Consider the following 13,479-nt stretch of genomic DNA (forward strand, 5'->3'; position numbering starts at 1 on the left):
TATATGTCTGATATTATCCTTTGATGCCTGAGGTTGCTATACCGGCAATAATGTACTTTTGCGCCAAGATATACAGCGCCAGGATAGGCAGCTCGGCAATTACCGTACCAGCCATTAGCAAGTGCCACTGTGTGCCAAATTCCCCCTGGAACGTTCTCAGACCTACCTGAAGAGTTTGCAAATCAACCTTGTTGATTACAATCAGAGGCCATAAAAATGAGTTCCATTCGTTTAAAAAGGTGAATATTCCCAATGTGACAAATGCTGGTTTAGCGAGTGGAAGCACGATTGACCAGAAGGTTCTGACCCGGCTGCAGCCGTCAATAATCGCGGCCTCTTCCAGCTCCTTCGGTATCGTCATGAAAAACTGGCGCATCATAAAGACCCCAAAAGCAGAGAAAAACAACGGAATGGTCAATGCATAATAAGTGTCGATCCATCCAAAATATTTCATCATAATAAAAGTTGGAATAATGGTAACCTGACCCGGAACCATCATCGTCGCCAAATAACAGAAGAATAAGGTGTCGCGGCCCTTAAATTCCAAACGTGCGAAGGCGTACGCAGCTAATGCGCAAACCATCAATGTCACAACCGTTACCAGCACGGAGACAAAGACCGTATTCACCATAAACCTGGCCATCGGAATGATGCGGAATACTTCAATGTAATTCTCAAAGTGCAGTTGTGCCGGGATCCAGCGAATCGGAAATTCATTAACCTGCTCCAAGGTCTTAAAGGAGCTTGAAACCATCCAGACAAACGGCAGCACCATCACCCAAAGACCAGCAATCAAAAGGAGGTAGGATAGGCCTTTGATCCATCGCGAACTAGCAGATGCGCCAAATTGCATCACAAAGCCCCCCTTTTTTTGCCGATTCTAGCTTGTATAAGCGTAAACAATAAAATGATAAAAAATAGAACCCATGCGGATGCAGCAGCATACCCCATCTTAAAGAAAACAAACGCGTTCTGGTAAATGTAGAAGACAATCGTATTCGTCGATATTCCGGGTCCACCTTCCGTCATAACCAGCGCTTGCCCGAAAACCTGAAAGGAACCGATAATCGAGATGACCGTAATGAAAAAAGTAGTGGGACTTAGCATCGGCAGCGTAATATTCCAAAACAATTGCCACTTATTGGCGCCGTCAATTTCTCCGGCCTCGTACAGATCCTTGGGAATGTCCTGAAGACCTGCAAGAAAAATAACCATATTATAGCCAACATTTTTCCAGATCGCGACGATGATAATGGATGGCATCGCCCAAACCGTGCTAGTAATCCATTTGGGTGGATTGCTGATGCCGACCATACGCAAAAGATCATTAACAATGCCAAAGTCCGGATTAAAAATCCACTTCCAGACCAGTGATGCGGCTACAATCGATGATACTACCGGCAAAAAGTAGCCTGCTCTTAAAAAAGCAACAGCTTTCAGCTTCTGGTTTAGTAGAAGAGCGACTATAAGCGCCAGAATAATGCTTAGCGGTACAGATCCAAGCACAAAATACAGGGTGTTCCACAGCACCTTCAGAAAAATAGGATCGCTTCCGAACAAATTCTGGTAATTTTGCAGTCCGATAAACTTCGGAGTTGTTAATAAATTCCAATCATAAAAAGATAGCACCAATGCAGCGATAATTGGAATGCCCGTAAAGACTACAAACCCGATCAAACTCGGAAGTAAAAATAATACAGCAACGGGCAAGTCCTTATTTGACTTTTTCAGCACAACCACCTATTTCTCCTCATCGGTTTATTTCATTAAAGGTGCAGCTTCATCCATTATTTTCTTGGTGGCTTCGTCCAAGCTCATGGAGTTAACAAAATACAAATCCAAATATTTTTTGGCAATGGCTTCAATCTGTGTCCAATTTTTATGGAATGGCAGCAGCCTTCCGAATTCCTGGTATCCCTTGACAGCTACAGTCCGGTCTATCGGGAATTTATCGGCCGGTAAAAAATTCTTCTCGTCCTTTAATATCGATTCTCTTACAGGTGCAGAGAAACCGTCCTTGGCCAGTAGCTGCTGTCCTTCAGCTCCATTTACATATTTGATAAATTCCCAGGCTGCTTCCTTATTCTTACTTCCCTTTGGAATAGCCAATCCGGTTGCTCCGATTCTGCCAAAGCGGTTTTCTGGACCTTTAGGCAGGTACGCGATTCCCCACTTTAAATCTTTAGTTTCTGTAAATCTCGGAATATTTCCCATAGAATCCTGAACCATCGCCAATTTCCCGGCTGCGAATAAATCAAGCGGCTTTTGGCTTGTCGTCACACTTGGCTCCGGGGCGATTTTTTCCTTATACATCAAGTCATACATAAACTGAAGCCCTTGCTTCGTCTTGGGAGAATCAAATAAAAGTGCCGTTTTATCTTTATTGAAGTAATCCCCGCCCGATTGCCATATATAGTTAATGTGCTGTGCGGATGATTTAGCATCAAAGGCGATGGCCCATGTCCGTTCGTTTGCATTCGTTGAATTGTTCGTCAGCTTTTTACCAGCTTCAATCAATGTTTCCCATGTCCAGCTTTCATCCGGGTATTTCACACCGGCTTTATCAAATAAGGTCTTGTTATAGTATGTATACCATCCGCCTGCATTTCGGGGAAGTGCATACTGCTTGCCGTCATATTTCATGCCCTCCATGAGATCGGGCAGGTTTTCACCCAGCTTCTCCTTGTCCCAATCCCGCTTGATCCAATCCGTCATATCGAATAAAACATCTCTTGAAGCAAAGGAATACACATCATTGTGCACAAAATTAATAACGTCTGGCGCTGTACCTGAAGCCATCGTCGTTTGTACCTTTTGCAAATATTGATCAAATGCGGGAACATGGATAGCTTCTACGGTAACCCCTGTATTTTTCTTATTAAAAGTATCTGCTAATTGTTCGTGGAGCGCTTTCGTAGCAGCGTCGCCCCAAAAGGTGTATTGAATGGTAACTGGCTTCTTCTGTGCATCAGTCGCTGTTTTATTTTCTGTACCGCTATTGGATGACGGAGTCGGGCTACTGCAAGCAATAAGAGAAGATATAAGTACCGCGGAGCTAAGAATACCTGTATAACGTTGAACGAATCTCAAAATAATAACCTCCCATAATTTCTCGAATGCAACCGGTTGTATATATTTGTATACTTCGACTTTTTTTGAATAATTTTTTAATTATTGTTTAGATTTATTCTCATGCTCTTGAAGGTTGATTTCACCCTCAAGCATCCCTTCTTTAACAGCACGCAATCGTCCAAAAGTCGCACCATCATAATGCCCCAATGAGATGCCGTCGATCCCTGTTTTAGCAAGCATTTTTAAGCTCTCGCGGATGATGTCCTCATTGGCATTCATTCGGACGCCAACAGCGGCAATAAGATCCTTATCATATCCGATAGCTCTGCGTATTTTCAATATCTTTGTGCGTTTTAATTCCAGCCTCTTTAAATCGCCGGATTGCTCCGAGTAATCGGATTCTCTTACCGAATCAACGTAATTGCGGATGCCGGCAAAATTCATACCTCCTAATTCGGGGTAACGAATATAAGTATTATAGCGAAATTCGACCTTTGTATTCGCTTTCTTTATAGATTCATAAATATCTTTAAATAACTCAGTGATGGATCTCGTTCTGAATTCTAACCATTGATAAAAGGATGGATGCTCGAGCAAAAGCCCTGTCGCTAATAAGTTGCCTTGTTCGAGAAGCCTTAAGGTCATCATATCCGACAACTCACGTTCAGTAACAATATCATGGAGCTTTTTCATGTCATGCTGGATTTTATCCCAATCATATCCCATTTGTTTGGCTTTTACGCCACAGCTTTCGCAAAAGCAGCCTCCATGAAGAGTACCCAACACATTCGCTATTTCGTTGTCATGCTCGTTCCGAAGCGCTCTTCCTTCATAAAACATAACCAGGCAGCTTTGAATGAAATCAATATCATTATTTTTCACGGTATCGTAGAAGAGCGCTTTGATATACTCTCTTACATATTCATGATTCGGGCAAAGGATACGTTGGTCAATGATCTTGTCGCCGCCTACAGGCATCCCGTATACATTTTTCTGTAAGATTTCGGGATATTTGCGTTCGGCAATATCCGCATCATATATAGTATGGGAAATTTCAACTCCGACCTTCAACCCCTTTTGACGTGCATACCCGATTAATTCCTTTAACCAATCCTTATCCTTTAAAAATGTCTCCTTACTATAAAGCGGTTTCAATGGAGTTTTGACAAAATTGGCTTCGTCCATTTGATAATAAACCCGACTATCCTCGGGTATGTAAAATTTTCGCTTAGGATTGTGTGGATAGTATAATTGGTCAAGCGGACGTTTTTCCTTGTGCATTAGCCCTACCAAGTATACACTGTTTACATCACATAAATGTATTAAGTTGTCTACACAGCTTTCTACTCCTTCGTCTGCAATATCCCACGGGTAAAGGCTTGCCGCAATCTCTTTGATGTACAAAAAATCTCCCCCAAAATTCAAAATGCAACCGGTTGTATTTTGATTATACATGCTTCCTTATATTCTGACAAGACTGAATTTCTTAGTCTGCGCTCTCTTAAAATTCTCCACTCTTGACACTGACCCTCATTTAAACGCAATATATATACTTGGGGAACTACTATTGGGGAGGGATGAACATCCATGAAAAAAAAACCATTTACAATCGCAGATATTGCCCGCTTGGCGGATGTTGACAAATCCACGGTCTCCCGAGCATTGAATGGATCAGATAAGGTCAAACCGGAGACTAAACGTAAAATTCAAGAAATTGTTGAACAATATAATTTCAGGCCCAGTGTAGCGGCTAAAACTTTGGCTAAAGGAACGATTAAGAATATTGCCTTGATTGTACCCGAAAGAAATGTAAGCCGAGCTTTAATCAGTCCTGTTTTTCCACAAGTGTTTTATGGTATAGGGAAAGTCGCCGCCCACTATGAGTACAACGTGACCATCGTGACTTCGGCCAAACTCGACGATAACGAATATCTGAAGATCATAAACAACCATCAGGCCGATGGATTCATTATAATAGGTGTTGAAATCAACGACAGCTTCCCTCATCTTTTTGAAAAGGAAAATATTCCTTATATTATTATTGGTAAATTCCCCGACTCGCGGATCGAAAATTCTGTTTCCACCGATAATCGCACAGGAGGTTACCTCGCCGCTAAATATTTATTGGATCAGGGCCATCGTGATATTATGATTATGGGAGGAAATGAAAACTGGTACCATAACACACGCAGATTGGAAGGCATCCGAAAAGCGTATGAAGAGTTTGACCTTACGTTTCACGATTCCAATATTATAATGAATCAAACAAACCTGCAGAAGGGTTACGATACATTTACAGCAATTATCAAACAGGGAAGGCCTGTTCCCGATGCCATTTTTTGCTTAAGTGACACCGCTGCTTTAGCCGTTAATTCAGCGGCATTCGATCTCGGCATTTCAATTCCCAAAAACCTCTCCATTATCGGTTTCGGCAATCATTTCTTCTCTGATTTTATCAGGCCGCGTCTGACGACCGTTGAGGAAGAACTGGATCGCATTGGTGAAATCGCTATGGAAAATCTATATCAGATTATTCATCGCGATCAGAAGAAAATAGCTAATGTCGAGTTGACTCCCAGACTCATAGTCCGTGACAGCACATCCAGTAAAATATATTAAACGTCCGTCCGGTTAGGGAATCGCAGTCCTATAAAACACAAAAAAATCTGCCTGAGCCCGTGCTCAAGCAGATTTCCTCATACCGTGCAGCAAAAATGTACATATTGCTGGCGGTCACATCGATATACGGCAAAGCCCTGATGACCACATCAAATAACCCGTTCCTTCCCCATAAATAATGGATCCTCTTGACTTTATTCCCATATTTACAATGGACGAATTGCTTGAAAATAAACGGCTTCACCTGTAAAACTCGATAGCCCGCCTGATTCATCGGTTTGAATGGAAAAGAACTCTTGGAAATCCTGCGGGACTTGCAGCATTTTTGCCTCTAACGAAGCTATTTCCTCGTCAGGAAGCCCGGATCGTTCGCACCAGTCTTGAAACTGGAAAGGTTTGGGGAAACAAACAAGCATCTCAATGCGGAAACCTGTGGTTTCCAGGAGATTGATCCATTCTGACTTTTTCCACACCCGAACATGGCTGGGGTCTCTTTGCTTTTCTATCTCATTGTAAAATTGATCGTATTTATCTAGTTGGGGAGCTACATTGTCAATTAGCAGCAGCTTGCCACCCGGCTTGACGACTCGGAGCGCTTCTTCAGCGAAAGCAGGGATATTGGGAAAATGATGCGCCGCAATCCTGCACGTAACGAGCTCGAAGGAAGCGTCAAGAAAAGGAAGCTGCTCGGCATCTCCCTTAACAAATTCGACGTTAGAATGACCGTTTCCACGGATAAATTCGGCGGCATTCGTTAACATTTCTTCGGTCAAGTCATAGGCTGTCACACGATGAACCAATGGAGCAAGAGCGTTGGCTACATGCCCACCACCCGTCGCAATGTCAAGCACATCCATATTCGTATCGGCTTTGGATAATGAGACGAGCAGTGACAAATCTTCGCCTTTGGCATGACGAATACTTGTGACATATTTACTGGCGTTTTTAGCAAATTGCTTCTGCACTTGATCTTTAATCGAATCTTCCATCGTAGTTTCCTCCTAATTTACAGATCAGAGCTACTGAATTGCATGTGTTTCATTTAGTGAAACATTATATCGTAATATGAAACTAAATTAAATTTACCATACATTGTTGGAGCTGTAAATAGGAGGAGACCGTGCACTCGTCGCCCCCCCTCCCTTCTCCACAATTGGATGCGGGGATGGTTATTAGGTTTGTGGAGAAGCTAAGCAAATCTCTTCTTATCCTGAAATATGATATCATGAGATCATACTGCTCAGACGGGGGGACGATGGGTGCAAGTTCAATTGCATACGCTTTTTCGGCCCAAACAAGCAAGCGGCAGAGTGGTAACCAACCGATATATGGAAATCTCGCCTTCCCTGCTGCTATCTCCTTATGTGTCCTGCTATTGGTTGTCCGAACCGCTAAGACAAGATCAGGATTGTAATCTTTTATTCAATATGCAGCATGAAGCAGCCGTCGACAGGGTTCTACCGGATGGCTGCAATGATATTATATTTGAGCACGATCTTCAGCGTAATCAATTTAGAAGTCGGTATTCGGGATTTTTTGAGGGGTCCTTTACAATTACCTATGATCAGCAGCATCCCGTTCGAAAGTTCGGCGTACGATTTTTTCCAGGTGGGGCCCATGCATTGTTAGGCATTCCACTGCACGAATTTGCTAATTCTCTAGTGGATATAGACTTGGTTTGGCCCGGGATGCATAATGAAATCGGATCCAGGGTGTTCGAAGAACCATCTCCCTATAAAAGTGTTCAGATCATGGAACAATACCTGCTCTCTTGCATGCGGACCCATAAATCGATGAACGATAGCCTTATCCATAATTTGCTTCATCACATATTTGTAACCGATGGAAAAACGAGTGTACAGGAATTAGCTTACAAAGAAGTGATTAGTACACGGCAAATGAACCGCATCTTTTATCAATGGATCGGAACCAGCCCAAAGAGATTTTGTGATATAGTACGGTTTCAAGCAATTATTGACGTCATACAGAGCCCGCGAAAGATAGACGGAGCTTCGCTTGCCTTAAACCACGGGTATTTCGATCAAGCGCATATGATACGAGATTTCAAACGATTTTACGGTGAATCACCACTTGTTGCAGCCAGAGAGTTTGGAAACATGTCCGATTTTTACAATCCTTAATACTTAAAGTCGATTAATATAAGAAAGTGAGCTGTGAAGTAAACGAAAAAGGAGGCATTATTTTGAAACCACGTATTACGGTGCTTACACTGGGTGTAGATGATCTGGAAAGATCGTTAAAGTTTTATCGCGATGGTCTTGGGCTACCGACAAAAGGGATTATCGGCACAGAGTTTGAGCATGGGGCTGTTGCTTTTTTTGACTTGGAATCAGGGCTAAAGCTTGCAATTTGGAATCGCAAGGATCTCGCACATGACGCTAATATTACTCAGACGGGATCAAGCGCTACTGAATTTACTATCGGACACAATGTGAGCAGTAAAGAAGAAGTGGATACGGTGATGGAGGAAATCAAAAAGGCTGGTGCTACAATAACAGTCCCTGCACATGACACATTTTGGGGAGGATACTCCGGCTACTTTCAAGACCCGGATGGTCATTTGTGGGAAGTCGTCTGGAATCCAGAGTGGGAAGTTACCGGTTAATCACTAATCATTCTAAAAAAGAACTCTCCACATTCGGAGGGTTCTTTGTCGATTTAACAGAATTCGGCACGGAACACGATGTTATATGCTGCCGCTGTCTTCTTGAGAGACTTCCATGCTCTTGTAAAATACTTTAAATTCCTTCCATGATGTTTTGTGGTACGCTTCTAAGACCCCATAGGTTACAATGTCTTCTTTATCGACTTCTTTATATGGAAGCAATATTTCGACGTCCGAATGGAAAGGAAAATAGGTTAATTCGATGGTATCCTTCGTTCTCCATCTGACTTGTGATTTATTAGTAGGATCGATTGAATAATTAAGGCCCTGTGCAAACCATTCGTATTGATCTGTTGGTGTTCCCGGTTGTTGCATACACAAAAATAAGGATAGTTCATCACAAATAAGCAGCGCTCTTAAATGCTTGTGTAATGGCAACGAGAGCTCGTCATCCATATTTAAAAGCTTCTTGAGTGTCTTTTGTCTTACATATTCCATGTTTAAATATTCCTGAACGTCCTTTTGTTTGATTCTTTCAAATAAAGTCGTATATAAGAGACTGCATAACAAAGCCGAATATTGGCTTACTTCTTGAATTTCATCAATTCCCTTTTTGTAAAATACAAACCTTGGTTTAAGCGGAAAATCACGAAACGAATAAGGTTTATGTTCGGCATCATTCCAAAATGGTGCAGAATCTAAATCAATCCAGCCTCTATCGTGTTGATAAGCCGCATAAATAAACTCATCTTGTTGTGCTTTATCAATAAAAAAATCGTTTTTGAATTCGGATGCGAGCTTCCCGGAAACATGCGCATGATCATGTTGGGTAATCATGACAAAAGCATTTTGTTTTTCATAGACGATCATTGTAGAAAACCATCCTTTCGTTTATAAATAACTACAATTTTTCGAAATAAGATCTACCAGTTCTTCGGGAGCTTGGCTCTGTATGACCACCTTATCGAATTCACTTTCTTTCAAATCGAGCATGACTACTTGAGTAGAATCGTGAAAGGATAAAAAATATTTGTGTCCCTCATGCAGGAAATTACCCGCTTTATAGCCGTATGGAACAGAAATACCGGCTCTTTTTACAGCTCCCCACGGAAAATCAAAATTTCCGATTTGTACGTTTTGAATTGAAGCGTATGGAATCTTAATCTCTTTTCTTAAACTGGCAAGCGCCGTCCAGCCTGTAATTTTCAATACGACCTCGTGATTCTCTAAAATAACTTGAACACTCATCTTTTACCCTCTCCTCTTTACCATGTTGAGATTTGTGATTGTCAAAGGTTACTTTTGTGGAACAAACATGCCGGCAAAAACTCTGGTGGTGCGTTCGGGCGTCTTTTCATGCTGATAAACTTTCTCCATACAACTATTAATAGTCAGTACCAACTCCTGAAATTCTTCATCTGTCAGATGCAACGGTGTTTGCCAATAAGCAAAGCCTTCTTGCTTGTACTGACCAGGCGGTGTTTCCAGCAAATAAGAGGTCACTTGCTGAAGCAGATTCGTATGATAGACAGAAAAATGATGCATATGATCTTCCTGTGACGTCATTTCAACTTCGCTTTCTGGAATCTCAAGGGTTTCTTTCTTAACAGAAAATATACGCTCCTCCGTGCCTGAAACTTTTTGGGTATCGACGACCTCAACATGATGCTCCTCAAGCAAAAGTCTCATATGTCGATATAAAGTGGCTTGAGGGATATCACCCAGTGCCTCAGCAAGCTGTGCAATCGTCAAAGGTTTGCCGAGCAGTAATTTCTGCACAATCCGCATACGAATCGGGTGAAGAAGCAAATTCATTTTATTCATTTTGACTTCCTCCAACAAATCATTATCATTTTATATAATGATAATAATATAATTCTCTCAATAACACAAATTTTACGTGAGCGTAGGAACAAACACCTCTTTTATCATGACAATACCCGTATGTAAAATTGACACAGGCTGCCTTTTGTACAATTGGCGGCAGCCTGCGTCTTAATATTGTCCCTAAGTCACCTTATTTTACGAGCTTCTACCATTCCAGGATAACTCCCAGACTCGGCTCGCTCTTGTCAACAATCAACTGCCATGCTTCGTCAGCACGATTCACGGGAAAGCGATGTGTCACGAGGGAACCCGTCTGCAGCCATTGGTCACGAACCCCATCGCGCGTTGCGTCCATACGTTCCTTAGTCCATCCGGCAGGTGCATGCAGTGTTATTTCTTTGTCGCGGAGCTTCTGGATATCAATCTTTCCTGATGATCCGTAAAAACCGGCCGACACAAAATGAGCGTTACGTCTAAAGTGCGGCAAACATTCCTCGACGGCATTCAAATCACCTACTGTATCTACCAGTACAGCGATTCGGTCAGCACCAATAAAGTCGCTTACAGCTTCCATGAGTGAATGGGTTCTCGTATTAACGCCAGCTGCCTTTTCCGGCAAATACCGCAAACGATCATCATGACGCCCCAGGACCAATACCTGAGCTCCGCGATTCAGCAGCGTTTGCGCTGTCCAATGACCTACGAGGCCATCCCCGATAACAATGGCACAGTCGCCATCTCTTACAGGTGCCCGCATACCGCAGTTATACCCAACCTGGGTCAGAACAAGACCGCAGTAATCGATGGAGCTCGCCCCTTCAGGCAGCTTCCACACCTGATCCGCAGCAGTCACTGCTGGGCTAATATGGCCACCGTATGGGTTAAACATGCCCGACACTCTACTAATGGTAGCAAATACGCGGTCACCGACCTGCAACCCCGACACCTCGGAGCCTACTTGTCGGATTACACCTACCTTCTGATATCCGGCCACAATCGGGAAAGGCCAGGCTGCATTCGAATGGTAAGGCGTATCCCCGGCAATGCGTTCCCCACGCAGATAGGACGATTCGGTCCCATTACTGATCCAGGAAAGCTCCACGTCGATGACAACCTCATCATGACGCGGTTCCGGAATTTCCACCTCCTGAACAGACACCTTCAATCGATCCGTAAAAACAACTGCTTTTCCTATCATTGGTCTACTCCTCTCTGGTTGCATTCCCAAGTCCATCGGAGACAAAGTCAGTACCCGGATAAAAATGCACTTTAATCGCGGTTTGTGATTTCAACAATTCAACTGCTTCCTGATACTGTGTGAATGGAACATGATGCGTTTGAATGCACTCCATGTTCAGGCCTTTACTGGCCACAGCATCGATCAACAATTCCCGATCACGCTCATTGAAACGACGGTATTGATAAGATTCCAGCTTCATGCCTTTGAACCACAAATGGTCCTCGTACTGCACCGTACCTTTCAAAACACCGAAAACAACAACATGGCGATCGACGATACGAAGCAGATTTTGCACGGACGGAGCCGCGCCCACGCAGTCGTATCCAAGATCAAAACGACGGCTGCCAAGCTCGTCGGGGTGCACAGCTTCACCGATTCCCACTACGTTCACATAACGGATGCGCTGTTCGTTCAGATCGATACCAATGACTTCAGAGGCACCCCAGATTCGCGCCATTTGCAGCGCAAGAATACCGGCTGGCCCGAGACCAGAGACTACTATCGATTTACCGCGCAAATCGCCGAGCTGCAAGAGCCCGATCATAACGCATTTCAGCAGTTCGAACGATACAGCCTGTTTGAACGAGATCGAATCCGGCAGCTTGATCAGCTCATGTTCACGGTAACATAAATATTCGGCATAAGCACCATTTCCCGCTATATGCTCAAGCGACGCAACGCGGTCACCCACTTGATAGCCAACCACACCGCTGCCTACCGCCTTTACAATACCTGCCGCTTCATGTCCCGGCCATCCCGGTGGAAGAGGATATTCGAGTCCTTTAGAAGCATCGAACATATGCTTTCCACCCATCATGCTCAAGTCCCAGCGTGGACACGTAGCTACGATTTCAATTTCCACCAAGATTTCATGATCCTTGACTTGAGGCACATCCGCATGAATGATTGCATACTCGCCGGGGCCGACAATTTGCAGCATTTTCATTTTCGTTCTCATTGGTAGCATCTCCCTCTCTTATCGCTTGGATATGATACCAGCTTATAGGGAAACGCTGTCATTGTCTTTGCATAATGTATTTGACTTCCTGACTATTGTCACGAATTATTCCGTTATCTGATCGGTCTTCCCTATTAGGGTTTGCACAAAATCGACTTTTCCACCTGTCAAGGTGATTCATTGACACTTTTTATATGGTAAAATTTAAGGAGATTACATTATGAGCCATGAGGAAATCAACTGGGCTCATGTTCAAGGAGAGCTGCCATGTATTTGCGTAAAATCGATACGGTAGATTTATCAGGGGTTCTGAGCAAGGAAAATGGCGGGGGCATTCATCCCTATCATGAAATCCTCTTCATCTCAGATGGTGTGGTCGCGCTTCAATGGATGGGCCAAACCTACCTGTCAGCTGCACCGGCTCTCTTCCTGCTGCCACCGAATACTCCACATATATTAGTCAAGCAATCGGAAGTCTGCCGTTTTGGATACATCGAACTTGACATGCAGGGCTCCACAGAATTTCCGAGTCCTGTACATGCAAGCTTATGGAATGGGGTGCAGTCCAATAAAGACCCGCAGCTCTCTGCATTCGTCCCGATTTATCAGACTGCCTACAGGATGTGGGATAGCTGCGATCCTCAGAGCCCTTATCAATCTATTGCCGAAAACCTCATGCTATTGGACATTCGTCGGCTGCTTCTACTCATTACATGTTTTCTAGAGGCACACGCGCTTCGGGCGATATCCCAGTCTTCAGAGGCCTTCCGGGATATCGAAGATGCCAACCAACGGATTCAGAAGATCATGCGCTACATGGAATCCAACTATCAAAATCCGATGACAGTCAGTTTATTAGCTTCCCAAGCCTACCTAGACGTTTCCTACTTTATTCGTTTATTTCACAAAATCGCCGGCAGAACACCGCTTCAATACCTTCATGATCTGCGCTTGAATGCAGCCGCCTGTTTTTTATCTACAACACAAATGCCCGTACAGGCAATTAGCGATGCCGTTGGCTTTCAAAGCATCCACTACTTCAGTCGGCTATTTAAGCAAAGATACGAAGTAAATCCCTCCTTGTGGAGAAAACAAAATCGAGTAGACCAGGTGACTTTCACCCCCAGTCTCTCATAG

At 43.5% G+C, this 13,479-nt stretch carries 14 protein-coding genes; 4 read left to right on the plus strand and 10 right to left on the minus strand.

The genetic code is table 11. From position 1 onward, the window contains the following. Window positions 1-13: 13 nt before the first annotated feature. The 4 genes from NST47_RS20715 to NST47_RS20730 all read right to left on the minus strand — a co-directional run bounded on the left by NST47_RS20715 (window position 14) and on the right by NST47_RS20730 (window position 4,476). Window positions 14-853 (minus strand): carbohydrate ABC transporter permease, encoded by an 840-nt coding sequence (locus tag NST47_RS20715; RefSeq protein WP_341156816.1) that lies wholly within the window; start codon window positions 851-853, stop codon window positions 14-16. After that, on the minus strand, window positions 853-1,734 hold the full coding sequence (locus tag NST47_RS20720; RefSeq protein WP_341156817.1) for a carbohydrate ABC transporter permease: 882 nt from the start codon (window positions 1,732-1,734) through the stop codon (window positions 853-855). Before NST47_RS20720 ends, NST47_RS20715 begins: the two co-directional genes overlap by 1 nt. 24 nt (window positions 1,735-1,758) lie before the next feature. Then, a complete protein-coding gene (locus NST47_RS20725; RefSeq protein ID WP_341156818.1) occupies window positions 1,759-3,090 on the minus strand; it encodes an ABC transporter substrate-binding protein in 1,332 nt (443 codons plus the stop codon). An 81-nt stretch (window positions 3,091-3,171) separates the two neighbouring features. Next, window positions 3,172-4,476, minus strand: a complete 1,305-nt coding sequence (locus tag NST47_RS20730; RefSeq protein WP_341156819.1) for a hypothetical protein — start codon at window positions 4,474-4,476, stop codon at window positions 3,172-3,174. Window positions 4,477-4,659: 183 nt separating this feature from the next. On the opposite strand from NST47_RS20730, the gene NST47_RS20735 reads away from it, so the two are divergent. Beyond that, complete coding sequence (locus NST47_RS20735) at window positions 4,660-5,691, plus strand: LacI family DNA-binding transcriptional regulator (RefSeq protein WP_341156820.1); 1,032 nt, start codon at window positions 4,660-4,662, stop codon at window positions 5,689-5,691. A gap of 206 nt (window positions 5,692-5,897) precedes the next feature. On the opposite strand, the gene NST47_RS20740 is transcribed toward NST47_RS20735, so the two are convergent. Beyond that, the gene (locus NST47_RS20740; RefSeq protein WP_341156821.1) at window positions 5,898-6,680 is read right to left on the minus strand and encodes a class I SAM-dependent methyltransferase; all 783 of its coding nucleotides are present in this window, start codon (window positions 6,678-6,680) and stop codon (window positions 5,898-5,900) included. A 270-nt stretch (window positions 6,681-6,950) separates the two neighbouring features. On the opposite strand from NST47_RS20740, the gene NST47_RS20745 reads away from it, so the two are divergent. Continuing rightward, the gene (locus NST47_RS20745) at window positions 6,951-7,832 is read left to right on the plus strand and encodes a helix-turn-helix domain-containing protein (protein ID WP_341156822.1); all 882 of its coding nucleotides are present in this window, start codon (window positions 6,951-6,953) and stop codon (window positions 7,830-7,832) included. A 62-nt stretch (window positions 7,833-7,894) separates the two neighbouring features. After that, entirely contained in the window at window positions 7,895-8,317 is a 423-nt protein-coding gene (locus NST47_RS20750; protein ID WP_341156823.1) for a VOC family protein, read from the plus strand. Window positions 8,318-8,398: 81 nt separating this feature from the next. Here the strand turns inward: NST47_RS20750 and NST47_RS20755 are convergent, their stop codons facing one another. The 5 genes from NST47_RS20755 to NST47_RS20775 all read right to left on the minus strand — a co-directional run bounded on the left by NST47_RS20755 (window position 8,399) and on the right by NST47_RS20775 (window position 12,342). Next, window positions 8,399-9,187 carry a DUF3891 family protein gene (locus NST47_RS20755; RefSeq protein ID WP_341156824.1) on the minus strand — a complete coding sequence of 263 codons (789 nt, stop codon included), beginning with the start codon at window positions 9,185-9,187 and terminating at the stop codon, window positions 8,399-8,401. A gap of 21 nt (window positions 9,188-9,208) precedes the next feature. Next, complete coding sequence (locus NST47_RS20760; protein ID WP_341156825.1) at window positions 9,209-9,565, minus strand: hypothetical protein; 357 nt, start codon at window positions 9,563-9,565, stop codon at window positions 9,209-9,211. Window positions 9,566-9,613: 48 nt separating this feature from the next. Further along, on the minus strand, window positions 9,614-10,141 hold the full coding sequence (locus tag NST47_RS20765; RefSeq protein WP_341156826.1) for a helix-turn-helix domain-containing protein: 528 nt from the start codon (window positions 10,139-10,141) through the stop codon (window positions 9,614-9,616). 208 nt (window positions 10,142-10,349) lie between these two features. Beyond that, window positions 10,350-11,342 (minus strand): alcohol dehydrogenase catalytic domain-containing protein, encoded by a 993-nt coding sequence (locus tag NST47_RS20770; protein WP_341156827.1) that lies wholly within the window; start codon window positions 11,340-11,342, stop codon window positions 10,350-10,352. Between the two features lie 4 nt (window positions 11,343-11,346). Further along, entirely contained in the window at window positions 11,347-12,342 is a 996-nt protein-coding gene (locus tag NST47_RS20775) for a zinc-dependent alcohol dehydrogenase (RefSeq protein WP_341156828.1), read from the minus strand. Window positions 12,343-12,609: 267 nt separating this feature from the next. Here NST47_RS20775 and NST47_RS20780 point away from each other — a divergent pair, with 267 nt between their 5' ends. Next, a complete protein-coding gene (locus NST47_RS20780; RefSeq protein WP_341156829.1) occupies window positions 12,610-13,479 on the plus strand; it encodes an AraC family transcriptional regulator in 870 nt (289 codons plus the stop codon).

It is taken from the genome of Paenibacillus sp. FSL H8-0034, from assembly GCF_038000305.1.
In the GTDB taxonomy this organism is placed as follows: Bacteria; Bacillota; Bacilli; order Paenibacillales; family NBRC-103111; genus Paenibacillus_S.